Source organism: Rheinheimera sp. (assembly GCF_037442525.1).
Taxonomy (GTDB): domain Bacteria; phylum Pseudomonadota; class Gammaproteobacteria; order Enterobacterales; family Alteromonadaceae; genus Pararheinheimera.
The window spans coordinates 1-25022 of the sequence record NZ_JBBIQD010000015.1 but is presented as its reverse complement, the minus strand read 5'-3'; the positions used below and the strand labels follow the sequence as shown (position 1 = coordinate 25022).

The 25022-nt window shown below is 53.4% G+C and carries 17 protein-coding genes; 9 read left to right on the top strand and 8 right to left on the bottom strand.

Translation table 11 applies throughout. The features are described 5' to 3' along the window. Positions 1–32: 32 nt before the first annotated feature. Both WKJ03_RS16415 and WKJ03_RS16410 read left to right on the top strand, forming a co-directional pair. The gene (locus WKJ03_RS16415; RefSeq protein WP_337843319.1) at positions 33–674 is read left to right on the top strand and encodes a TetR/AcrR family transcriptional regulator; all 642 of its coding nucleotides are present in this window, start codon (positions 33–35) and stop codon (positions 672–674) included. Positions 675–695: 21 nt separating this feature from the next. Then, positions 696–2993: an acyl-CoA dehydrogenase gene (locus WKJ03_RS16410; RefSeq protein WP_337843318.1), complete on the top strand. Its 2298-nt coding sequence runs from the start codon at positions 696–698 to the stop codon at positions 2991–2993. A gap of 77 nt (positions 2994–3070) precedes the next feature. Here WKJ03_RS16410 and WKJ03_RS16405 read toward each other — a convergent pair whose 3' ends face one another. Next, complete coding sequence (locus WKJ03_RS16405; protein WP_337843317.1) at positions 3071–4291, bottom strand: amino acid deaminase; 1221 nt, start codon at positions 4289–4291, stop codon at positions 3071–3073. Between the two features lie 172 nt (positions 4292–4463). On the opposite strand from WKJ03_RS16405, the gene WKJ03_RS16400 reads away from it, so the two are divergent. From WKJ03_RS16400 to WKJ03_RS16385, 4 genes are read left to right on the top strand one after another with little or no spacing between them, the layout of a single operon-like run. Further along, on the top strand, positions 4464–5327 hold the full coding sequence (locus tag WKJ03_RS16400) for a MurR/RpiR family transcriptional regulator (protein ID WP_337843316.1): 864 nt from the start codon (positions 4464–4466) through the stop codon (positions 5325–5327). A gap of 9 nt (positions 5328–5336) precedes the next feature. Further along, positions 5337–5729 carry a RidA family protein gene (locus WKJ03_RS16395; protein ID WP_337843315.1) on the top strand — a complete coding sequence of 131 codons (393 nt, stop codon included), beginning with the start codon at positions 5337–5339 and terminating at the stop codon, positions 5727–5729. A gap of 1 nt (position 5730) precedes the next feature. Next, positions 5731–7221 carry a sodium:solute symporter family protein gene (locus tag WKJ03_RS16390; RefSeq protein WP_337843314.1) on the top strand — a complete coding sequence of 497 codons (1491 nt, stop codon included), beginning with the start codon at positions 5731–5733 and terminating at the stop codon, positions 7219–7221. Positions 7222–7230: 9 nt separating this feature from the next. Then, on the top strand, positions 7231–8703 hold the full coding sequence (locus WKJ03_RS16385; RefSeq protein WP_337843313.1) for a M81 family metallopeptidase: 1473 nt from the start codon (positions 7231–7233) through the stop codon (positions 8701–8703). Here the strand turns inward: WKJ03_RS16385 and WKJ03_RS16380 are convergent. The 5 genes from WKJ03_RS16380 to WKJ03_RS16360 form a co-directional block, all read right to left on the bottom strand. After that, positions 8695–11076: a family 20 glycosylhydrolase gene (locus WKJ03_RS16380; RefSeq protein ID WP_337843312.1), complete on the bottom strand. Its 2382-nt coding sequence runs from the start codon at positions 11074–11076 to the stop codon at positions 8695–8697. The two genes, WKJ03_RS16385 and WKJ03_RS16380, sit on opposite strands and share 9 nt — an antisense overlap. Before the next feature lie 281 nt (positions 11077–11357). Continuing rightward, positions 11358–12014 (bottom strand): 3'-5' exonuclease, encoded by a 657-nt coding sequence (locus WKJ03_RS16375; RefSeq protein WP_337843311.1) that lies wholly within the window; start codon positions 12012–12014, stop codon positions 11358–11360. Continuing rightward, positions 12015–13835: a putative nucleotidyltransferase substrate binding domain-containing protein gene (locus WKJ03_RS16370; RefSeq protein WP_337843310.1), complete on the bottom strand. Its 1821-nt coding sequence runs from the start codon at positions 13833–13835 to the stop codon at positions 12015–12017. It abuts the gene before it with no gap. A 123-nt stretch (positions 13836–13958) separates the two neighbouring features. Beyond that, the gene (locus WKJ03_RS16365) at positions 13959–15674 is read right to left on the bottom strand and encodes a sodium:solute symporter family protein (protein WP_337843309.1); all 1716 of its coding nucleotides are present in this window, start codon (positions 15672–15674) and stop codon (positions 13959–13961) included. A gap of 10 nt (positions 15675–15684) precedes the next feature. Then, the gene (locus tag WKJ03_RS16360; RefSeq protein WP_337843308.1) at positions 15685–15951 is read right to left on the bottom strand and encodes a DUF4212 domain-containing protein; all 267 of its coding nucleotides are present in this window, start codon (positions 15949–15951) and stop codon (positions 15685–15687) included. A gap of 179 nt (positions 15952–16130) precedes the next feature. On the opposite strand from WKJ03_RS16360, the gene WKJ03_RS16355 reads away from it, so the two are divergent. Both WKJ03_RS16355 and WKJ03_RS16350 read left to right on the top strand, forming a co-directional pair. Then, positions 16131–19670, top strand: a complete 3540-nt coding sequence (locus WKJ03_RS16355; protein WP_337843307.1) for a PAS-domain containing protein — start codon at positions 16131–16133, stop codon at positions 19668–19670. A gap of 39 nt (positions 19671–19709) precedes the next feature. Beyond that, positions 19710–20750 carry an AI-2E family transporter gene (locus tag WKJ03_RS16350; protein ID WP_337843306.1) on the top strand — a complete coding sequence of 347 codons (1041 nt, stop codon included), beginning with the start codon at positions 19710–19712 and terminating at the stop codon, positions 20748–20750. Positions 20751–20770: 20 nt separating this feature from the next. Here WKJ03_RS16350 and WKJ03_RS16345 read toward each other — a convergent pair whose 3' ends face one another. Both WKJ03_RS16345 and acs read right to left on the bottom strand, forming a co-directional pair. Beyond that, entirely contained in the window at positions 20771–21442 is a 672-nt protein-coding gene (locus WKJ03_RS16345; RefSeq protein WP_337843305.1) for a response regulator transcription factor, read from the bottom strand. A gap of 81 nt (positions 21443–21523) precedes the next feature. Beyond that, entirely contained in the window at positions 21524–23473 is a 1950-nt protein-coding gene (acs, locus tag WKJ03_RS16340; RefSeq protein ID WP_337843371.1) for an acetate--CoA ligase, read from the bottom strand. A gap of 184 nt (positions 23474–23657) precedes the next feature. Here acs and WKJ03_RS16335 point away from each other — a divergent pair, with 184 nt between their 5' ends. Continuing rightward, a complete protein-coding gene (locus WKJ03_RS16335) occupies positions 23658–24884 on the top strand; it encodes a DcaP family trimeric outer membrane transporter (RefSeq protein ID WP_337843304.1) in 1227 nt (408 codons plus the stop codon). Positions 24885–25022 lie beyond the last annotated feature (138 nt).

The window sequence follows — 25022 nt, the reverse complement described above, 5'->3', positions numbered from 1 at the left end:
ATTTCAAACAAGCGTTTTAATCTGGTGTTTGCATGTCAGCGAAACTCAATACCCAACAAAAAATTCTTGATGCGGCGGAGCAGCTGTTTGCAGGCAGTGGTTTTGCCGATACCTCATTGCGGCAGATCACCAGCGAAGCGGAAGTGAATCTGGCAGCGGTGAACTATCATTTTGGTTCAAAAAAAGAGCTGATCCAGTCGGTGTTGCAGCGGTATTTGTCGGTGCTGATGCCAAGGTTGGATCAGGAGTTCAGCCGGTTATTGGCCCAGACCAAAGCCCATGATCTGCATACGGTGCTGACAGTGTTTGTTAAACCTTTGCTGGAACTCAATACCGTCAAACCGCAGGGCACGCGAATTTTTCTGCAGTTGCTGGGGCGCGGCTACACCGACGTGCAGGGCCATTTACGCTGGTTTTTTAACCATCATCACGGCCGGGTGCTGGATAAATTTGTGCTGCTGGTGCAACAGGCCTGTCCACAGTTACCCGCCAGTGAAATTTTCTGGCGGCTGCATTTTTCGTTGGGCACCATAGTGTTTACCATGGCGTCCAACCAGGCGTTGCAGGAAATTGCTGCAGCAGATTTTAATGAAAACGTAGAAATAGAAGGCGTGATCCAGCGGCTGATCCCATACCTGGCTGCTGGTATTGCCTCACCTTTAAACCCTAACTAAGCTCGCGGAAGGATAAAACTTATGTCCATTGTGATCCTGCTACTGGTCGCACTGATTGTGGTACTGGGTGTGGCCGATATCCGGCGTAACCTCGTTACCAAACCTATTTTTGCTGTGTTTAAAAAAATCCTGCCGCCACTGTCGGACACCGAACGTGAAGCGATGGAAGCGGGCGATGTCTGGTGGGACGGCGAGCTGTTTAAAGGCAAACCAGACTGGAACAAACTGCACGCCATTCCAAAAGCCGAATTGTCTGCAGAAGAGCAGGCCTTTATGGACAATGAAGTGGAAACCCTGCTGAAAATGCTGGATGACTACAAGATTGTGCAGGAACAACGCGACCTTCCCCCTGAAGTCTGGAGCTACATTAAAGGCAACGGCTTCTTTGCGATGATTATTCCAAAGAGCTATGGTGGCCGTGAATTCTCTGCCATTGCCAACTCCACTATTGTGTCGCGCATTGCTACCCGCAGCTTAACGGCCGCTGTGACCATTATGGTGCCTAACTCCTTAGGCCCGGGTGAGCTGTTAATGCATTATGGTACCCAGGAGCAAAAAGACCGCTGGTTACCAGGTCTGGCTGCCGGTAAAGAAGTGCCTTGTTTTGCGCTGACTGGCCCGGAAGCGGGTTCAGACGCCGGCGGTATTCCGGATACCGGCGTGGTCTGTAAAGGGCAGTTCGAAGGCAACGAAGTGGTCGGGATCCGGCTGAACTGGGACAAGCGTTACATTACGCTGGCGCCTGTGGCCACAGTTCTGGGCCTGGCCTTTAAGCTGTACGACCCGGACAACCTGCTGGGTGAAAAAACCGAGCTGGGCATTACCTGTGCGCTGATCCCAACCAGCCACCAGGGGGTGGAAATTGGCGACCGTCACTTCCCAATGAACATGGCCTTTATGAACGGTACTACCTACGGTAAAGACGTGTTTATTCCACTGGACTGGATTATCGGTGGTCCAGATTACGCCGGTCGTGGCTGGCGTATGCTGGTGGAGTGTCTGTCTGCAGGCCGTGGTATTTCGCTGCCAGCACTGGCGACCGCCACGGGTCATTTAGCCACCCGGATGACTGGTGCTTATTCTTATGTCCGTCAGCAGTTTGGTATGTCGATTGGTAAATTTGAAGGCGTGCAGGAAGCACTGGGCCGTATTGGTGCTTACACCTACAGCCTGGAAGCCATGCGGGTGATGACGGCAGGTGCCATTGACCTGAACCTGAGCCCCTCTGTGGTGACGGCCATTGCCAAGTTCCATATGACCGAAATGTCGCGCACCCTGCTGAACGACGCCTTTGATATTCACTCAGGCCGCGCTATCCAGGTGGGTCCGAAAAACTACCTGGCACATGGTTATATGGGCATGCCCATTTCCATCACAGTGGAAGGGGCCAACATTCTGACCCGAAACCTGATGATCTTTGGTCAGGGGGCGACCCGTTGCCATCCGTACGTACTGCAGGAATTGGAAGCGGCGGCCAACCCGAATGCGGAAGAAGGCCTGAAGCAGTTCGACAGCCTGCTGATGAAGCACATTGGTTTTGCCATGGGCAACACCTTTGGTGCGCTGTTCCAGGGCTTAACGGCCGGTGCCTTTAATTCAAGCCCGGTGGCTGGCGAAACCGCTAAGTACTACAAGCAATTAAGCCGGATGAGCCGTGCTTTGGCGTTGTGCGCTGATTTCTCCATGCTGATGCTGGGTGGCGATTTAAAACGTAAAGAGATGCTGTCCGCCCGTTTAGGTGACGTATTAAGCCATCTGTATATCGCGTCTGCGGTACTGAAGTTCTATGAAGACAATGGCCGTCAGGTGGCTGATTTACCTTTCGTGCGTTACGCCGTAGAACGTAACCTGTTTGAAATTGGCAAAGCGCTGGATGGTTTCTTACAGAACTTCCCTAGCCGTGTGGTGGCCCGCGTCCTGAAGACCCTGGTGTTCCCTTTTGGTATTGGCTACAAAATGCCTGCCGATGAGACGGCGCAGGATATCTGTGACGCGCTGCTGAAACCTGGTGTGATCCGTGACCGCCTGACTCACCTGTGCTTTATCGGTGAAGGTGAAAACGACCCGACAGGGTTAATGGAATCGGCCTTTGTTGCGGTGCACGAAGCCCAGCCAGTAATGAAGAAAATCTACGCAGCACAGAAGCAAGGCACTATTGCCCGCAAACTGCCGATGGATATTCTGATTGAAAAAGCGCTGGACGCCAGTGTGATCAGCAGCGACGAAGCCCAACAACTGCGGGTGATGAACAAACTGCGGTTTGAATCCATCAGCGTGGACAGCTTTAAGCCAGGTGTGTTGTCCGACAACGCTATCTAAGCCCTGACTGTTAACCTGAACACCAAGCCCGCCTGATGGCGGGCTTTTTTATGGCTGTTCTGTTGAAACTGTCGCGGTTAAAAACAGGTAGGAAGTGCTTCGAGCAGGTTGTAGTCATTGTCCACTAACCAGATTTGCCGCCATTTATCAAAGGTCAGGCAGGGATGGGAGGTGCCGAGCAGCAGCATATCGCCGACTTGTACATCCAGTTCACCAAAATGCCAGAATGCATGCTGGTCCATCATTTTACTCAGTTGATTAGCCGTATCCGGCTTGGCCAGCAGCTGGCCGTTGCGGTACAACGCCAGCACCAGCGGCAGCCCGGCATCAAAAGCGGCATCACGTTTTCCGAGGTTTAATACGGCAAAACCCGGCTCTGGCACTGACTGCACATAACAGGCGACTTCCAGCGCATTTTGCAAGGCGCCGTTTTGCATGCAGGCCACACTGCTGCGTTCTGTGATTTGCTGTTGGCTTTGCTGATAAATACCCACATCCAGGCTGATGTAACAGCCAGGGCGTAGCAGTAAATCTGTACTGTCCGCCAGCTGACTTTGCTGAAATTCTTCGGCCACTACGTCATACCAGACCGAACCTGCGCCGCTTAATAAGGCTCTGGGGCGGGTCAGCGCGCCACTGTGTTGTAGCTGCTGCAGTAAGGCGGCTGCCCCCTGACAAAACAGACGGATTTGTTGTTCTGCAGCCTCACCTTTAATCACACCTTCATAAAATTCAATGCCGGCCAGTTGCAGGGCCGGAAACTGCTGGAGCTGCCTGGAGAGCGCCAGCGCCTGTTCGTGGCTGCGACAACCGCAGCGACCACCAGGCACGCCCAGTTCAATCAGTACCGGCAACTGCAATGCTTCTGTGGCAAAAAACTGGTTCAGCCTTGCCAGGTCGCTGCTGTGATCCACGCAAACAAACACTTCGGCGCCAGAAGCCAGCAAACGCGCAACCACAGCCATATTGGCGCGGCCTGTCAACTGATTGGCCAGCAGAATTTTTTTAGCACCGTGCTCTGCAGCAATTTGCGCCTGATAGGCCGTGGCAACGGTCAGGCCCCAGACACCGGATCTGAGCAGTTGTTGCATCAAGGCTGGCATCATGGCGGTTTTGCAGTGGGGTGCCAGCTGCACCTGATGAGCGGCGGCAAAACTGTTCATCCAGCGGATATTTTGCTCCAGCTGTGTTTTTTTCAGCACTGCCGCTGGCAGGCACAACGATTCCCGCAGCACATTGGCTTTGGCAGAAGGCAGAAAAGGGGAGCCGGATTTTTCGTTGATTCGTTGGTACTTCATAACATATAGCCTGGGTTTGAAACGAGCGGTTTCAGTGATGTTTCCAGTGTAAAGCATTGTAATCAGGTCTGGTAGATATTTACATTTCGGTGCTTATGGTACAAAGTATCTTTGGTTTTGGGATTTTTGTTAGTTTTTTCATGTGACATTCTAACCTGGGGTTGGCGACGTTATGACCTATGAAATTGATGTGCTGTCACGTATATCTGAACGTTTTGTTGAAATGAGTGAGTCGGAACAGCGGGTGGCGCAGCTGATCCTCGACAATGTAAAAGCGGCTACTGAAATGAGCATTGCACTCTTGGCTGAGCATGCAGGTGTCAGCCAGGCCACTGTTACCCGCTTTGCCCGTACTGTGGATTGCAAAGATGTGCGGCAGCTGAAAGTGAAACTGGCGCAATCGCTGGCGGTTGGCCAGCGTTTTGTCGAAGAGCCGGCCGATTTGGATGGCATTCATGGTGTGTACGAAGCCATTAAAAATACGCTGGATTTAAGCCGTAAATTGCTGGTGGAGGCAGATATCCGCCAGGCGGTCAGTTATCTGCTCAATGCCCGGATGATCTTTTGTATCGGCATGGGGGGCGGTTCCTCCATTGGATCGCAGGAATTGCAGTACCGGCTGTTTCGCTTTGGTATGCCGGTCTGCAGTTATCAGGATGGTTTGCTGACGCGGATGGTGGCAGCGTCCGTCGAACCACAGGATGTGATGGTCGCCATTTCACTGACTGGGAATACAGGTGAAATTATTGATTCAGCGGCGATGGCCCGGCACTACGGCGCCAAAGTGATCGCCATTACCAAACCTGATTCCGCTTTAGCCAAAAATGCCGACATCGTACTGGGCCTGCAGGCCCCTGAGACTGATTTTATCTACAAACCTTCGGCATCCCGTTACGCCATGCTGGCGGTGATTGATGTATTGGCCACCGAAGTGGCCAAACAGAACAAACGCAAGTCACGCGACAAATTGCGGCGGGTCAAGTTGTCGCTCGACAGCAGCCGTGGCGGTGATGAGCGTCAGCCATTGGGGGATTAAGGAAAAGTCATGACGATTAAACGCTACGGTGTGGATGAAAGCAAAGGCACTGGTGGGCAGAGACTGCCTTTTGCCAAAGCAGTAGAGGCCGGCGGATGGTTGTATGTGTCGGGTCAGACGCCGATGCGGGACGGTGAAGTGGTGGAAGGCGGTATTGTCGAACAGTCCCGCCTTGCCATTCAGAACTGTGTCGACATTATGCAGTTGGCTGGTTATGGCTTACAGGACGTGGTGCATGTCAAAGTCTATTTAACAGACGCCCGTTATTTCTCCAGCTTCAATCAGGTGTTCCGCGAGTTTTTTGCTGACGCGCCGCCAGCCCGTATTTGTGCTGTGACGGATCTGGTGGTGGACTGCAAAGTGGAAGTCGACCTGACCTGTTACCGCGCAGACCGGGCCTGAGATGAACCCGCTGTATTTTCTGGCCGGATTTGGTGGTTACCTGCTGCTGATGACTGCACTCAGTGTCTGGGTTTCCCGCGGTCAGCACAACCAGGATGATTTTTTGCTGGCGGGCCGCAAAGTCAGTGGGGGCCTGACTTTTGGCACCACCATAGCCACCATGATTGGCACGGGTACCAGTATGGGAGCAGTGGGCTACGCCTACGGTCATGGCTGGACCGGTATGATGTACGGAGTGGGCGGAGCTTTGGGCATTTTGCTGCTGGCCTGCTGCTTTGCCCAGGTGCGGGATTTAAAGTTTTCCACCATGAGTGAAGAGCTGAGTTATTACACAGGCGCCAGTCGTTGGGTGAAACAAGGCAGTGCCGTGCTGATTTTTCTGGCATCGCTTGGCTGGTTAGGCGCGCATATTATTGGTGGGGCTTTGTATCTGTCCTGGATGACAGGGCTTGATATGCTAAGCGCCAAACTTTTGATCACTTTAGCTTTTACCATTTATGTTGCCATAGGTGGTTATAAAGCCGTGATCTGGACTGACAGCCTGATGGCGTTGATTCTATTCAGTGGCTTTTTAGTGATGGGCTACAGCGCTGTGCAGGCCAGCGGCGGCTGGCAGTCACTGATACAGTTCTGGCAGCAGGCCTCGCAGCATCTGTTTAAACCGTTACCTGGTTTGGCGGCTGTCTCATTAGCCGTTGCTGTGGCTGTTGGCGTGCTGGCCACCCCGTCTTTCCGCCAGCGTATTTATTCAGGCCGCTCTGTGCAGAGCGTACGGCGCTCATTTTTGTTTGCCGGCTTTTTATATCTGGGGTTCGCGTTTTTACCGGCTTTAATAGGCGTCAGTGCCCGCCTGCTGTTGCCTGAACTGACGAATCCGCAATTCGCCTTTACCTCTGTCGCGGTCTTGGTGCTGCCTGCTGTGGCCGCCATGCTGGTACTGCTGGCCGGGCTGTCGGCCACGCTTTCATCCGCCAGTTCAGACTCCATTGCGGCTGTCACTGTCATTATGCATGACTTGCAGCAAGGGGTGGGCCGGTCGCCCTTGCAGGGCCAGAAAGCGGTCTGGGTGTCGCGGCTGACCGTAGTGCTGGTCTCGGTGTCGGCTTTTGCGCTGGCGCTGTTGTCGAATAACCTGGTCGGTTATATCACCGCCATGATTGCCACCCTGATGTCCGGACTTTGTGTGGTGGCTGTGCTGGGACGTTTCTGGCATCGGCTGACCTGGCAAGGCGCTGTGGCGGCTTTGCTGGCGGCCGTCGGCACTTCATTGTCTGTGTTAAGCCAGCCTGACTGGCTGAATTTATGGGGCAACCCCTGTATACCGGCTTTAGCTGTCGCCAGCATGGCTGCCGTGCTGGTCAGCCTCTGCACTAAACCCGGTCTGAACCGGCAGCAGGCGCTGCAACAAATACAGCATCAAGCCGCACCCACCAAGATCACAGCAGGTGGTGATAACGCCTTATTCACCAGTTCTGATCCAAAGTTATCCTGACGGGGATTTATGCGAATTTTTACGGCGTCCTTAGCCACAGAAACCAATACTTTTTCGCCGATGTACACCGATCTGCAGTCGTTTTATCAAAGCTTTTATGCCGCACCGGGGGAACACCCTGCCACGCCGACTTTATGCAGTGCGCCGCTGGTGGCCTGCCGTGATTATGCCGCCTTGCACCCAACAGAAGTGACGCTGATTGAAGGCACCTGCACCTGGGCCGAACCCGGTGGTTTATTAAACCGGGCGGCTTATGAGCAGTTGCGGGATGAAATTTTGCTGCAATTACAGGCCGCTTTGCCAGTGGATCTGGTGATGCTGGGTCTGCATGGCGCTATGGTGGCGCAGGGCTATGACGACTGTGAAGGGGACTTGCTGCAACGGGTGCGTCTGTTGGTCGGGCCAACCGCCATAGTGGCGGCCACGCTGGATCCACACAGCCATCTGACCGCTCTGCGCCAGCAGCAGGCCGATTTGTTAATTGCGTTTAAAGAGTTTCCGCATCTTGATTTTATGCAGCGCGCAGAGGAATTGCTGCAGCTTGCCGTGCGGGCGGTGAAAGGGGAAATCCGGCCTGTGATGAACAGCTTTGATTGCCGGATGATTGACGTCTTTCCAACCAGCCATGAGCCGATGAAGTCTTTTGTACATAAGTTGATGCAACTGGAGCAGCAGGCGCCAGTGTTATCTGTGTCGGTGATCCATGGTTTTATGGCCGGTGACGTGCCGGATATGGGCGCTAAGTTGCTGGTGATCACCGACAATGCACCAGAGCTGGGGGCTGCTTTGGCTCAAGAGCTGGGGTTGGAACTGTTTTCGTTTCGTGGCCGCACCTTGCCACAGTTTTACACCATTCCTGACGCGTTGCAGCACTTGCATGACCAAAGCGTCCAGGCTGGCCCTGTGGTGCTGGCCGATGTTTGGGACAACCCAGGCGGCGGGGTGGCGGGGGATGGCACCCTGATTTTGCACGAGCTGATCCGCCAGCAGGTATCCGGTGTTGCGGTGGGGACTTTATGGGACCCGATGGCCGTGCGTTTATGTCAGGCCGCCGGTGAAGGCGCGGACATTGAATTGCGTTTTGGTGGCAAAAGCTGCGCAAGCGCTGGCGATCCTGTCGATAAACGGGTCAAAGTGGTACGGCTGAAACAGAATGCGCAACAGGAGTTTGCCGGCAGCCTGGTGCCGATGGGCGATTGTGCCTTGATCCGTTTTGATGGCATCGATCTGATTCTAAACAGCAACAGATGCCAGTCTTTTGACCCCAGCCTGTTCAGGGCGCTTGGGCTGGACCCGCTGAGCTACCGGGTGCTGCTGATTAAATCCACCAACCATTTCTACCAGGGGTTTGTCGGGATCGCGGGCAAGATCATTTATGTAGACGCCGGAGCGCCATACCCCAGTAACCCGGTGACGAACCAATACCACAAGTTGCAGCGGCCTGTCTGGCCGCGCCATCCGGCGCCTTTTGATTTAACCTGAAGTTTTGGCTTGTCTGAGCTGCGCTTGCCTGAACAATAACTGGATGGGGCGGTGCAGCGCTATCACCATTTCCTGCTGTATTTGCGCAGCCTGCTGCAATTGTTTTTCAGCGAGCTGCAGTTGCGCTGCTGAAAATGGCTGCTGCCCGCTGAGTTGGTGCAGCCATTGTATTGCCATTTGGCTTAGCGCTTTTATCTGTACCACCAGAGGTGCAAATTCCAGACCCTGGATCTGCTCAAGCTGAGTGGCTGCTTGTTGCCACTGCGTCAGTTGCTGCAGCAATTCAGCCTGTAGCTCAGGCCTGGGGTTCTGCAGCCAGCCTTGCACCTGCTGCTCAAATTGCCTTAACTGCTGCTGTTCCGCCGGTAAAAAATCCACCAGTTGCTGCAAAGGCTGGCGATAATAGCGGCCTGCCACCGATTTTTCATGCAACCTGTGGTAATAATGGGCTGGCTCCAGGGTTTGTGCCAGCAGAGCCAGGGCGTTCAGATCGTTGGCGGGTACCAGACGGCTGAAGCCGTCCTGTTGCTGTTGCTGCAGTTGCAGACTGTTGTAGCGTTCAGCCCATTCTAACCAGTGCGACTGGCGCTGATAGAAAAAGGCCTCATCCTGCACACTTTGAGCTGACCATAAGCGTTCTGCGACAGCGATGGCATTGGGCCATAAGCGGATATCAATAAGCTCAGGCGTAATGAGTTCGCTCCATAACGCAATTTCTCCGCCCAGTACTTTGCCTGCGGCTTGCTCTGATAACAGGCTGGGGCTATAGCCGGCTGGTAAGGCGGCGGTACTCTGGGCTGTAATACGCTGACCACTGGCCTGATAAGGCGCATTGCCGACCACAAACTGGCCTGTCAGACGCTCCGACAAACTTAGCTCAGCGCGGACCGGTCCCATCCAGCTGTCAAAAGTCAGCGCCACCTGGCCATCCGCCAAACGGCTGAGCTGAGCCTGGATCAGCGGTTTGCCATCAAAATTCAGCAAGGCCTGCGCTGGTTTGCTGTGCAGTTCAAGCAGCAGCAACCGGCCAGTGACTGGCGCGCCGCGTTTGCGGGGAAACTCAAAGCTGTATTCTGACCAGTGGCGAATACTGGCCGGGTCGGGCAGCTGTACGGCGGCAGGCAGCGGGTCTGTTCTGTAATGATAAGCGGCACTTTGTGGCTGATCGAGGTAATAACCTGTTGACAGGATAGCAGGATGGCCCAGATTGGCGGCGTGGTACAAGGATTCTGTACCACGCCAGGATTGCACTGTGACTTCTGTGGGCAGGGGATGGTCTATCACTTCATCCCAGCCAATCATGGTTTTTCCCAGTTTCTTGAGGATTTGGTGCACACGGCGGTTGAAATAAGCCTGCAAAGCTGCGGCGTTTTCCTGCTGATGCTGCTGCATAAAAGCACGGATAGACGGGCTGGCCAACCAATGATCTGGTAACACCTCGTCGCCGCCTATGTGCAGATGACTGTCCGGAAACACACTGGCCACTTCGGCCAACAGCTGTTCCAGAAACTGGTAGACCTGTTCATTACTGGGGTCCAGCACCGCTTTGTGCACACCCCAATGGGTTTCGGCGCGGGTGGGAGCTGGTGCGGCCATCAGATGCGGATAGGCCAGACCCAGAGCCGTGGTATGCCCCGGCAAGTCGATTTCCGGCACAATGCGGATAGCCCGCTGCCTGGCATATTCAACCAGCTCAGCCAGCTCAGCCTGAGTGTAAAAACCATCCTGGCCACCGATTTGCTGCAACAATGGAAATTTTTTTGATTCAAAACGCCAGCCCTGATCGTCGGTCAGATGCAAATGCAGCACATTGAGTTTGACTGACGCCATCAAATCCAGCTGCCGTTTCAGCAGTGGCAAAGGCAGAAACTGACGGGCGCTGTCCAGCAATAAACCGCGCCAGGCAAAACGGGGGGAGTCGGTGATATTCAGCGCCGGGACCTGTGTTGCTTGGCCAGCCGGACGCTGCACCAGTTGTTGCAGGCTTTGTAACGCATAAAAAAAGCCTACCTCGTCAGAGGCCAAGACCCGGATCTGCTCCGGGCTGATCTGAAGCTGATAAGCACCCCGGTTTTTCGTTGCCGCATTACGGAGCGAAGCCGGCTGAGGCTCCAGCCAGTCAAACCTGAGTTGTGCCTGTTCGGCAGAGACGTAACTCAGCGTGCTGCTTAGTTGGTTGCGCTGAACAAAAAGCTTGAGTTGGGTTTTTAACAGGACCGCATCGGCTGGCACCGAGGTGGCCAGCCGGGCGGGAAACACAAAAACGCCGGGCTGCTGTTGAAGCTGCACAGGCGCTGGAATTAATGCCAAAGGTTCAGCAGTGACAGGGACCGACAGCATCAGCCCAAACAAGACAACGGCAAATGAGTGCATAACAGAATGATTTGGTTACTTGGTAACATATTGATATTCGATTATTTCTGAGAAGTCCATCCTGGATGTCATTTTTTGTACGTTTTTTTAGCGATTTAAGCTTTACATTTGTTACCTTGTGGTACAAAGTAACATTGTTGTCTGGTTTTTGTGCCTTTGGTCAGAGACCCACAAAAGCCAGGCAGAGTTCGTCACGGAGGCTGGGAATGCACGTTTTCAATCCGGCGCGGGGTGCGAGCCGCGCCATGTCCTGAAACATCCTGGCCTCCGTTTTTTCTGCCTTAACGGCTTTGGGTCAGCAAATCAGCCAAAGTGCTGCCGCTGTCTCGCTCTTTCAGCTGGGCCAGAAACAGCTGGGCACAACCAAAGGCATCCGACAAGGCCTGGTGTTCGGTGATCGCAGGCAACTGACGGCGTTCCAGGCAAGCCGCCAGTGTCAGTTTATTCTGTGCCACCAGGCGACCCTGCAATTGGAGCCTGAACAACTCCAGTCGCAGGGTATCCAACATACGAAAGCGTGCCGTCCGGCCATAACAATACAGACAGGCCTGACGCAGAAAATTCAGCTCCAGAGTGCTGTGATGACTGACCAGGACCCGGCCCTGCGCTTGCTGCAACAGCAGGTCCAGTAATTCATGCAGTTCCATCCCCTGCTGCAGCTCTGGGGTGTGCAGGCCATGGATCAGTGCACTTTGCCCAACCGAAGTCTGTGTGCGGACAAGCTGGTACCGGGCTGAATTCAGCAAAATGCGCTGCTGCTCAATACAGACCCAGCCTGCACTGACAATATGGTGCCTGGCCGGATCCAGCCCTGTGGTTTCAAAATCCAGCACCAGATAACTGCAATCCAGCGCCCGCGCTGATTTGTCCGGCCGCACGGCTTCGTACTGACGGATTTTCTGGTGCACAGGTTGTGCCTGACGAAACCAGGACCACATTTAATACTCCCGGCAAAAACGTTGCCGCAAAATTTGCTGTTCGTCGCTGATCACGGCAAAAGCGTCTTTCAGCTGATGCCGTTGCAGCAAGTTCAGTGTGGTGGGGTCCAGCAGATTGCTCAGATGGCGGCCACGCTGTAAATCCTGCCATTGCACTTGCCAGCGCAGATTAGCCAGCACCTCATAGGCGCCTGACAAATTCTGCTGCTGAGTCTGGCTGATGACCTCCAGTTGCTCCAGTTGGGCCAGACGCTCCCTGGTGCTGACCGCATGGATGCCATGGGCCAAGGCATAAACCCGCACCAGATCGGTCACCAGGCTGACGCCACGTTTTTTGATATCCATGCCCTTGCGCTGGCGACCATCCTGCTCCAGCAGAAAATGTTTGAAGAAACCCAGGGGGGGCTGGCGCTCGGTGGCGTTTCTGGCCAGATGAAATAAAAACAGCTCGTTGCCCTGGGCTTTCACCAACACATCCTGCTGCAGGGCGTTAAACAACCCCTTGCTGCCATGCACCAGACGCAAGTCAAAAAAGATGCTGCTGTCGAGCAGCGCCTGAGGATCCGGGCTTTGCAGATAGTGAGCAAAGCGGGCCGACCAGCCTTTCAGACTCAGGCGCAATTTTGGCTGATTGGCCATAATAAGGCCCGGACACAAGGCCTGACCGGATTGGGCCAGCCCCTGACAGACAAACTCTGCCAACGCGCTGAAGTAGTCGGCAACGGGGCCTGTGGCTTCTTTCTCCAGCAGCAGAGCATTGTCCTGATCGGCGCTCGGTAACATGTCACGTCGGGCCTGGGAGCCAAAACAGAGCCAGCTGTAGACACAAGGTGCCGGGCCCAGCTGCTGCTCCGCGAGGCGCAGCCAGCTTTGAGTCAGGGCGTCCATAATGCTGGTCAGTATGCTGCTGACTTCAGAGGCCGGTAATTTCTGTTGGCCCAGATTGACCATCAAGTCGCGGATCTGTGTCTGACTATCGGCAAGAGCCGCCGGGCTTTGCTGGCGGTGAATATGGCTGATTAAAAAGACCGGGTGTTCCTGCTGACTGCGGATCAGATCGGTGGTGGTCAGCACACCAATGGCTTTGCCATCACTTTCTACCGCCAAATGATGAATATTGTGTTGGCTCATCAACTGAATTGCTTCAAAAGCGTAGCGGTCCGGCTCGATTTTATGTGGATTTTTGGTCATCACCTGCAGGACCTGGGTGGAGGCTGGCAGGTTTTTCGCCAGCACCCGGCTGCGCAAATCCCTGTCGGTCAGAATACCCACCAGCTCATTCTGCTGTTCTATCAATAAACAGGACACCCGCTGTTCGGTCATCAACTCTGCAGCCTGCTGAATGCTCTGTTCCGGGGCTATGGTCACCACCCGGCGGGTCAGCAGATCCGCCACTTTTAAGGTTGAAGTGCTGTGTTCCTGACTGCGCTGGTACAGATGCAAGCGGCGGCCAAACAGGCGCTGGAAAAACAAATCAAAATTTTTGTACTGATAACGCAACTGGTCAAAGCGGCTCTGGCTCAGAAAATACAGCAAGCCATCTTCTTCACAAATCAGCCGGTCCTGGTCCGCCAGCCCTGTCAGCAGCAATTGGTAACCGTAAAAATCACCGCTCTGCAGATGGCTCAGCTGTTGTTGGTCGGTATGCAGTGCAAAGAGCCCGGACCGGACCAGCAGCAACTCGTTTTTGGGGGCGAGTGTTTCGCCCTGACTGGCGTAATACACCTGCAGATCACGGCATAGCTCCTCCAGCACATGAAGCGCAAGATCATCAAATGGGGGAGTTTGGTGTAAAAATCGGACAACATCCTGAACTGGCATTGCGTCTGTCCTGTGCTTAGCAAAGAGGTTTCAATTTTGGCGGTCGGGTATGGCCAACAGACAAAAGTCAAAGCTCTGAAACAGTCAAGGCGTGTGGCCACGCCTTGACTGGCCCTAAGGATATTAGTGCGCCTGCGCTGCACCTGCCCCTTTGGGATAGCGGATTTGCTCAACAATGTCCTGCACATCCTGCGGTACTTCTTTGGTCACTTTGCTGACGGCAAAGGCTACCACAAAGTTCACCAGCATGCCGATGGTGCCTATGCCTTCAGGCGAGATACCAAAGAGCCAGTTGTCTGCTTTGTTCTCAGCCAAGGGGGTGATAAAGATCCCTTTGAAGTACAGGATATAACCCACAGTGAACACAATACCTGCCACCATACCGGCAATAGCTCCTTCTTTATTCATCTTCTTATAGAAGATCCCCATAATAATGGCCGGGAAGAAGCTGGCTGCGGCAAGGCCGAAGGCAAATGCCACCACCTCCGCCACAAAACCCGGTGGGTTAATGCCGAGGTAACCTGCCACCATAATGGCTACAGCGGCGGCCAACCGGGCGGCCAGCAATTCCTGTTTATCGCTGATTTTCGGCATCAGGTTTCGTTTGAGTAAGTCATGCGAAATCGAGGTTGAAATCACCAGCAATAAACCCGCAGCGGTCGACAATGCGGCCGCAATACCACCCGCTGCCACCAAGGCGATAACCCAATCCGGTAACTGTGCAATTTCCGGGTTGGCCAGTACCATAATGTCGCGGTCAATGGTCATCTCGTTGCGCTCGTCACCTGAATAGAACATGCGGCCATCACCGTTTTTATCTTCATGTTTAATCAGGCCTGTTTTTGACCAGTTTTCCACCCATTGTGGGGCTTCTGTCACTAAGGTCCCCTGAGCATCCGGGCCATTGATGGTATTGATCATATTGTAACGGGCAAAAGCACCAATGGCAGGGGCTGTGGTGTACAGGATCATAATGAAGACCAAAGCCCAGCCGGCGGAAATACGGGCATCCCGCACTTTAGGTACAGTGAAGAAACGCACAATCACATGAGGTAAACCTGCAGTACCCACCATCAGAGCGGCCGTAATAGCAAAGACATCGGCCATTGATTTGGTGCCTTCGGTGTAGGCGGCAAAACCTAACTCAGCGGATAAACCGTCCAGCTTGGCCAGCAGGTAGCTGTCAGAGCCATCGGTCAGGGTGGCACCTAAGCCCAGCTGTGGCAGCACGTGGCCTGTGATCATCAGGGAAATAAAAATCGCAGGAACCATATAAGCGAAAATCAGCACGCAGTATTGGGCAACCTGAGTATAAGTAATGCCTTTCATACCGCCCAAAACAGCGTAGAAGAATACGACAGCCATCCCAATAATAACGCCTGTGTCGATGTCCACTTCCAGGAAACGGGAAAACACCACACCGACCCCACGCATCTGGCCAGCCACATAAGTGAAGGACACCAGAATGGCACAGACCACGGCGACTGTGCGGGCCGTTTGCGAGTAATAGCGGTCACCGATAAAGTCCGGCACGGTAAATTTGCCGAATTTACGCAGGTAGGGGGCGAGGCAGAGCGCCAGCAATACATAACCGCCCGTCCAGCCCATCAGGTAGACAGAGCCATCGTAACCCATAAAGGCGATAATACCTGCCATTGAAATAAAGGAGGCGGCAGACATCCAGTCAGCGGCTGTGGCCATACCGTTGGCCAAAGGCGAAATGCCACCACCAGCGACGTAAAACTCCTGTGTGGAACCGGCACGGGCCCAGATGGCGATGCCAATATAAAGCGCAAAGGTTGCGCCAACAATAATGTAAGTTAAAGTCTGTAAATCCATGGCGGGCCTCTTAGTCTTCGTGCACGTTGTACTTACGGTCCAGCGCATTCATTTTCGTCACATACACGAAAATCAGCGCCACGAAGGTGTAAATAGAACCTTGTTGGGCAAACCAGAACCCAAGTTTAAAACCGAACAACGGGATTTGATTGAGCAGATCGACCAGCAGGATGCCTGCACCAAAAGATACGGCAAACCAGATGATGAGCAGCTTGAGCATCAGCGAGATATTCTCCCGCCAATAGGCCTGCGCCTGTTCAGAGCTTTGAAAAGCCATGTTGTCTTCCTCTTGTTGTTTATTGTGGTTGTTATAAAAATCTGTTGACTTGCTTGTTTACCATAGCAGGGGCTTTATTCAGCGATAGCCCGACTTTAGTCGAAGGTGAAGGGCCCGCAGATTGACTTTCAGCGGCTGGCACACAACAGTAGGCGTATAAAAATAAAAAGGAGATTGCTTTGTCTGCGTGGATTGTCGCTGTATTGGCCCTGATGTATGTGGGTTTGTTGTTTTTTATTGCCAACTGGGGCGAGCGGCATGCCGGTGATCATCTGCTACGAAAGTATGGGGGCTTGCTCTACAGCCTGGCGCTGGCGGTCTACTGTACTTCCTGGACTTATTATGGTGCAGTGGGCACAGCGGTGACTCAGGGCTGGGACTATATTCCGATTTACCTGGGCCCTATCCTGATTTTTGTTTTCGCCCAGCCTTTTTTATTTAAGCTGCTCTATGTGGCGAAAAAACAGAATATTGGGTCCATTACCGACTTTATCAGCGCCCGCTATGGCAAACGTAAAAATATGGCGCTGGTTACTGCTTTGTTGTGCCTGGTGGTCGTGATCCCCTATATCGCCCTTCAGCTCAAAGCTGTTGCCAGTTCGTACCAGGTGTTATTAGGGGCTGGTATGGCGGACCATGACGTGCCCTGGTGGCAGGATACGGCCTGGTTTTGTGCGGTGACCATGATGATTTTTGCGATCTTGTTTGGCACCCGCAAAGTCACACTGACGGAGCAGAATCGTGGTGTGATGGTGGCCATTGCCTTTGAATCCCTGGTTAAACTTTTTGCCTTAATCTGTCTGGCGTTGATGGCGTATTGGCTGTTGCTGCCAGAGCAGGTGCCCTTGTCCAGTTTCAGTGGACATGCCACGGCGTTGAAAGCGAACCATGAAGAACAAAGCTGGCTGGCCTTTATGACCAAAACAGTGCTGGCGATGGCTGCAATTTTTTTATTGCCACGCCAGTTTCATGTTGGTTTTGTCGAAAATGTCGATCACCGGCACTTGCGCCATGCCAGACGCTGGTTCAGCAGTTATTTGCTGATTGTGACGCTGGTCGTGATCCCTATTGCGCTGACCGGCATGATGATGTTTCCGGAGCAGCGACAATTGGCAGACAGTTTTGTTTTGCTGATCCCGGAACAGTCCGGCTGGCACACCTTAAGTGTGCTGGTGTTTATCGGTGGTTTTTCCGCCGCGACCTCGATGATTATTATTTCTACCCTGGCGCTTTCGACCATGATCAGTAATGACGTGGTGATGCCGACCATCCTGCGCCGTCCGTCCAGCCAGCAACTGAAAAAGGATTACAGCAGCCTTATTTTACTGGTGCGTCGTGCGATGATCATCACAGTGATGATGCTGTCTTATGGCTATTACGCCTTATTTGCCCGCAATTACGAGCTGGCGGAAACGGGTCTGCTGGCCTTTGCGCTGGCGATTCAGCTGGCTCCTGCTGTGGTGGGGGGCCTGTACTGGCGACACGGCAATGCCTTTGGCGTGTATGCCGGTCTGGCTGTTGGCTTTTTGCTGTGGTTTTATTGCCTGATGGTGCCGCAGTTGTCGGCCGTCGGGGTGTTGCCGGATTCCATTGTCCAGTACGGGTTATTTGGTGTCGACCTGCTCAGGCCCACAGCATTGTTCGGGCTTGAACTCGATACCTTAAGTCACGGCGTGTTCTGGTCATTGGGGCTGAATCTGTTCTGTTACCTGCTGGGCTCGATGCTGGTCAAAGTTAATTTTAAAGATCGGCTGCAGGCGGCTGCTTTTGTCAAACCAACCTTGCCGCTGGAACATCGTGAGAATCCGGTCAAAAAGCTGCGCATTCGCCGCACCGATGTGGTGATGTTGCTGGAGCGCTTTATTGGTGCTCAGCGCACGGCCGAAGCCATTGCCGATTTTTGCCGCCGTTATCCGGAACCTGACGAACAGGGGGCGTGGGCCAGTCCGGAGCTGGTGGCTTTTGTTGAACGTGAGCTGGCAGGGGTTATAGGTGCGGCGTCAGCGCTGGCGGTGGTCAGCGCGGCCACCGAAGGCCGGCAGCTGGAACTGGAAGATGTGGTGACCCTGTTTGATGACACGACGCAGGCTATTCAGTTTTCCCGCAAAATTCTGTTTTCCACGCTGGAACACCTGAGCCAGGGCATCAGTGTGGTGGACCGGGATCTAAAACTGGTGGCCTGGAACAAGGCTTACCTGGAGCTGTTTGATTACCCGGACGGTATGATCCGTATTGGCAGGCCCGTGGCAGACATAGTGCGGTTTAATGCTGAGCGTGGGCTTTTTGGTGAGGGAGCCCCCGAAGAGCATGTAGCCAAACGCATAGGCCATATGCAAAAAGGCACTCCCCACGTGTTTCAGCGGGTCCGGCCAGATGGCAGTGTGATCGAAATGCGCGGCAATCCTATCCCGGGGGGAGGCTTTGTCACCAGCTTTACTGATATTACCGACCATGTGCGGGCTGTGCAGCAACTGGCTGAAGCCAAACTGCATCTGGAACAGCGGGTGCAGGAACGCACACAGCGGATCAGTGAAATTAACCAGGAGTTGCTGCAGGAAGTGGAGCGTCGTGGCCAGACAGAGCTGCAGCTGTTGCAGGCCAAAGCGGAAGCTGAAGCGGCGAATGCATCGAAGACCCGGTTTCTGGCGCTGGCCAGCCATGATATTTTGCAGCCATTGAACGCGGCCCGGTTATTTACCGCGACCTTGCAGGATGGCAGCCTGTCGGACAAACAGCAGACAGTCGTCAGCCAGCTGGATAATTCTCTGAAAGCCACCGAAGAGCTGATTGGCACCTTGCTGGATATAGCCCGGCTGGACGACGGCCGGTTGCTGCCGAAAAAACAGACCGTGCAAATCCGGCAGTTGTTAACCCCACTGCTGGATGAATTCAGCCTGCTCGCCAGTCAGAAACAGCTGGAGATCCGCCGGTATTTTTCCGACTGGCAGGTGGAAAGTGACAGCACCTATTTACGCCGCATCGTGCAGAATATTCTGTCCAATGCGGTGAAATACACGGCAAAAGGCAAAGTGCTGGTCAGTTGTCGCCGTCGCTCAGGGCAGTTGCTGTTGCAAATCTGGGATTCCGGCCCCGGAATTGCAGAGCAGGAGCTGCAGCATATTTTTGCTGATTTTTACCGGGTGGACAGTACGGCCAGAGGGCAGCAGGGCGTAGGATTGGGGCTGGGAGTTGTGCAGCGGATGGCCCGGCTGTTGGGGCATAAAATAGAAGTGCGTTCCACAGTTGGTAAAGGCACTGTCTTTAGCCTCTGGTTGCCGCTAAGCCCGCAGCGGCGTGAGCAGGTGGCCGCTGAGCTGGTCAATACAAGCACGGTGTTGCCGGACTGGACTGTTTGTTGCGTGGATGATGACAGCTCCAATCTGGCCGCGCTGCAACTGCTGCTGGAGCAGTGGAAGTTGGGGCAGGTGCGTTGTTATGTCCGGGCAGAACAACTGCTGGAACAAGCTTCGCAACTGAACAGACCTGATTTACTGATCCTGGATTACCAGCTGGGCCAGGATTTCAACGGCCTGCAGCTGTATCATCAATTGCTGCAGATCTGGGGGCAGGTCCCTGGTATTTTAGTGTCAGCAGCACCTGAACCCGATTTGGCGCAGCGCGCCAAAGACGCGGGCCTGCTGTTTCTGGCCAAACCCATTAAACCAGCGGCGCTGAGGGCAGGGATTAATCATTTGAAAACCAAAGGAACGGCCTCGTAGAATAGAGGCGAACCGCTAAAACCTCAGGCAAGGATGAGTATGCAAGCCAAACTGGAACAACGTTTTTTCTTACTGATGCTGGTGCTGGTCAGCCTGGCTTTTGGCTGGGTACTGGAACCCTTTTGGGGCAGTATTTTCTGGGCCTGTGCTATTACCGTCATTTTTTACCCGGTGCAACGGTTGTTACTGGGCTGGATAGGAGACAGACCCAATACGGCAGCGCTGCTTACCTTAGTTATCTGTGTCTTGGTGGTGGTCTTGCCTGTGCTGGCCATCAGCACCGCTTTTATTCAGGAAGGGGCGCTGTTTTACGACAAAATCAAAAGTGGAGAAATTAACCCCGCCGAATTTATTGAAACCATTCGTCAGGCCTTTCCTGCATTCACTGAGCTGTTAAACCGCTTTGGCATTGAAACCAGTGAGTTAAGGGAGCGTGTTTCGTCAGCTGCAGTGGAGGCCAGCCGTATGCTGGCCAAAGAGGCCCTGGCAATTGGGCAAAATACCTTTGGTTTTGTGCTGGATTTGTGCCTGATGCTGTATCTGGCCTTTTTCCTGCTGCGTGAAGGCCACCATCTGGTGGAATTAATGGTGAAGGCGCTGCCTCTGGGGGATCAGCGCGAACGTTTGTTGTTTGCCAAATTTGCTGAAGTAACCAGAGCCACAGTCAAAGGCAATCTGGTGGTGGCCGTGGTGCAGGGGGCTTTGGGTGGTTTTATTTTCTGGCTGCTGGAATTGCCTGCCCCTGTGCTGTGGGGGGTAGTGATGGCCTTTTTATCACTGCTGCCGGCGGTAGGGGCTGCGCTGGTCTGGGCGCCAGTATCCCTGTATTTGTATGGCACAGGCGAATGGGTGGTCGGCACTATTCTGCTGGCTTATGGTGCTTTGGTGATTGGTCTGGCCGACAATATACTGCGGCCTTTATTGGTGGGGCGAGACACTAAATTACCGGATTACCTGGTGTTATTTTCCACTTTGGGTGGCCTGTCGCTGATGGGCATTAATGGATTTGTTCTGGGCCCTATGGTGGCGGCGTTGTTTCTGGCGTTCTGGCAGATTTTTATGGAAGAGTTTAACCCCTGATACCGCAGCAGGTTCAGGGGTCAGAATGTTGTCGTCAGCAACTTGTCTGCAGGGGGTTCCAATTGCAGACGCTGAGCCTGGATCACCACCTGGGTTCTGTTGGTCACTCCAAGTTTACGGAATATAGCCGTAATATGGGCTTTCACCGTGGCTTCAGAAATATGCAGATCATAGGCGATTTGTTTATTCAGCCAGCCCTCGGTCAGATAAAACAACACCTTGTATTGTTGTGGTGTCAGCTCGGCGACTTTTGCAGCCAAATCAAGGTCTGTCTGGTTATGCTGATCCAATACCTGAGCGCGCAAAGCCGGTTGCACCCAAAGTTCACCGTCCATCACTGCACTGAGCGCTTTGCCAATTTCGGCCGGATGGGCCGATTTTGGAATAAAAGCTGAAGCGCCAAAAGACATCACGCGCCGGATCACATCCGTGTCTTCGCTGGCAGAAATAACCACAATGGGCAGAGTAGGGTATTGCTTACGCAGTTGGATCAATCCCAGGAAACCGCAGTTACCCGGCATATGCAGGTCCAGCAATAACAAATCGGCGTCAGGGTGTTGCTCCAGCGCAGTGCAGGTGGCCTCAAAACTGTCGGTTTCAATGGTGGCCTTGGTGACAAAGGTATTGCTGATGGCGTGGATCAGCGCATTACGAAACAAAGGGTGATCGTCAGCGACAATGAGTTTGGCCATTTAAACTCCTAACCCGGCCGTGACCGGGTTTAGCTAAGATATTGCCACCATTCAAAAAATGGTGGCATTAGTACGGGGAGCTTAACGGTTTAACCTGTTTTGGATCAAGTGTTCAACCACAGAGGGATCGGCCAGGGTCGAGATATCACCCAACTGATCGTACTCATTGGCGGCAATTTTACGCAAAATGCGGCGCATTATTTTGCCTGAACGTGTTTTGGGTAACGCCGGTGTCCATTGCACCAGATCCGGCGACGCAATAGGGGATATTTCTTTACGTACCCAGTCCCGTACTGCTTTGGTTAAATCGTCACTTGGCTCCACACCGACCCGAGGCGCCACAAAGACATAAATGCCCTGGCCTTTGATGTCATGCGGGTAACCCACCACAGCCGCTTCAGCAATGGCTTCATGAGCCACCAGGCAGCTTTCGATTTCTGCGGTGCCTAAGCGGTGGCCGGAAATATTCAGCACGTCATCCACCCGGCCTGTCAGCCAGTAGTAACCGTCTTGGTCCCGTTTGGCACCGTCACCGGTAAAGTACATGCCTTTGTAGGTGCTGAAGTAAGTTTGTTCAAAGCGATCATGATCGCCAAAGACGGTGCGCATCTGACCGGGCCAGCTATCCAGTAACACCAGGTTGCCTTCCGCTGCGCCTTCGAGAATTTCGCCCTCATTACTGACAATGGCTGGTTTTACACCAAAAAATGGCCGTGTGGCGGAGCCAGGTTTCAGGTCAGTAGCGCCAGGTAATGGTGTGATCAGGATGCCGCCGGTTTCCGTTTGCCACCAGGTGTCGACGATCGGGCACTGGCCTTTGCCGTATTTATCGTGGTACCAGGTCCAGGCTTCCGGATTAATAGGTTCGCCGACACTACCAAGCACTTTGAGCGAGGATAAATCTGCACCTTCAACAGGCGCAGTGCCATGGGCCATCAAAGCACGAATAGCGGTGGGCGCCGTATAAAGAATGTTGACTTTGTATTTGTCGATGACCTGTGCAATACGTTTGACACTTGGGTAGGTTGGTACCCCTTCAAATAACACGCTGGTCGCACCGTTAGCCAAAGGGCCATAGACAATATAGGTGTGGCCTGTCACCCAACCCACGTCAGCGGCACACCAGTAAATGTCGCCTTGCTGATAGTTAAATACATACTGGTGGGTCATTGAGGCCCACACCATATAACCACCAGTAGTGTGCAACACTCCTTTGGGTTTGCCGGTGGAGCCTGAGGTATAGAGAATAAACAGCGGGTCTTCGGCGTTCATCACTTCCGGTTCGCACTGCTTCGGTTCTGCGGCAATAAGCTCGTGGTACCACAGATCGCGGCCCGGGTGCAGGTCAATATTCTCGCCGACATGTTTTACCACAATGACATGTTGCACCGGATTGCTGTCTCCCAGATGGCTGAGTGCCTGATCGGTGTTGTCTTTTAAATAGGTTAAGCGACTGCCGCGGGCAGCCTGATCGGAGGTGATCACCAGTTTGGAGCTGCAGTCCACTATACGACTGCCCAAAGCGTCTGGCGAGAAGCCGGCAAAGACCACCGAATGCACAGCGCCAATGCGGGCACAGGCGAGCAGGGCGACAGCCGCTTGTGGGATCATCGGCAGATAGACAGTGACACGATCCCCTTTCCCTACACCCAGCTTGCGCATGGAATTGGCAAGCTGACAGACCTCGTCATAAAGCTCCTGATAGGTGACGGCCTTTTGCACACCGGGCTCATCCCCCTCCCAATAATAAGCCACCTGATTGGCTCGTTCTGGCAAGTGGCGGTCGAGGCAGTTATAGCTGGCGTTCAGGCTGCCATCACTGAACCAGTTCACATGCACATTACCCAACTCAAAGCTGGTGTCCTTAACCTTGGTAAAAGGTGTAAACCAGTGAATGCGCTGACCCTGTTTAGCCCAAAACTGCTCCGGTTGTTCAACGGATTCCCGATACATCGCCAGATACTGCTCCTGAGTGACCAGGGTGTTGGCCTTGGCCTGTGGCGGCACTGGATAAAGTTGGGCTTGCGTCATAAATAAGTTCCCCTGTTGTGGTGACGTGATAAAAGTCACGTTCTGATAAGTCATGGCCATCGTTCTACCTGTTTCGCTACAGCGGCCATATTAGACATTAGTCTAGCCAAAACTGCTGTAGCGGCTGCCGGTCAAGGATAAAAATACATCTGCGACTAAAGGCTAATTGTTGGAAGCGTTTTTAGTGACCAGAGTTGAAACGCCATATTTACAAAAACAAATCAATCAGGACCTGGAGACAACAACAATGCTTACAAAAAACACTCTGGCAGTAGCTGTGGGGCTGAGCCTCGCCACCTTAAGTGCCCCAACTCAGGCGGCAGTCACCTTTGGTGATACTGAATTTACCTATGGCGGTTACATTAAGCTTGATTTCTTATACACAGATACACCGGATGGTGACCTGGCTACCGGGATCGGTCGTGAATTTTATGTCCCTAGCCTGACTCCGGTAGGAGGAGAGGGCGAATCCGGTAAGTTTGATGCGCATGCCCGTCAGTCCCGCTTCTTCTTTAACAGTGCAACCAAACTGGATAATGGTAAAACCATTACTGGCCGCATTGAGTTTGACATGATGACCACACCTATAGGTGATGAGCGGATCACCAACGGTTATTCGCCAGAAGTTCGCCATGCGTTTATTAGCTACGATGGTTGGATTTTCGGTCAGACCTGGTCGAACTTTATGGATGTTGCATCTTTACCTGACAGTTTGGACTTTGTGGGGAACACGGACGGTTCTGTGTTTAACCGTCAAGCACAAGTGCGTTATACCTCGGGCAGCTGGTCGGTGTCGGCAGAAAACCCGGAAAGCACTATTACACCTTTTGGTGGCGGTGCCCGTATTGTCACAGATGACAATAGTATTCCGGATCTGACCTTAAAGTATAACTTCGCTGATACCTGGGGCTCAGTTGCTGTTGCTGTGCTGGCTCGCGAAATTGCTTATGAAAATATGGCTGCGGGTATCGACGATCAGACCAATGGGTATGGCGTGTCCATCTCCGGTAAGTACAACCTCTCAGCCAAAGACGACATTCGCTTCACGGTGAATACAGGGGAGGGTATTGGTCGTTATATAGGGCTCAATACCAGTAACGATGCCGTGATAGCTGCTGACGGGACCCTGGATGCTATTCCGGTGACCGCCTATGCGCTGGCGTACCGACATATGTGGGATGACAAATGGCGTTCAAGCTTCATTTATTCGGCACAGAGTATCGACAATGACTCAGCTTTGACTGGGGGGGCTGTCACTGACAAGACCAGTAGCATTGCCGTGAACCTGATTTATCAGGCGGCCAGCAAATTGATGTACGGCGTTGAATTGCGTCATGCCACCCGCGAAGTGGTGTCAGGGGCCGATGGTGACTTAAACCGGGTGCAATTCAGCGCTATGTATACCTTCTGATTGCGCTTTTCAGAGTCAACTCAGGGCCGCTCCGGCGGCCTGTTCTGCTGTTTTGTGGTTTATTTCCCCACCTTGCTTGTTTATTGAGCGGTTGAGCGTGGTTATCATCAAAATGTCATTTTATCGCTTGCGTAAAGT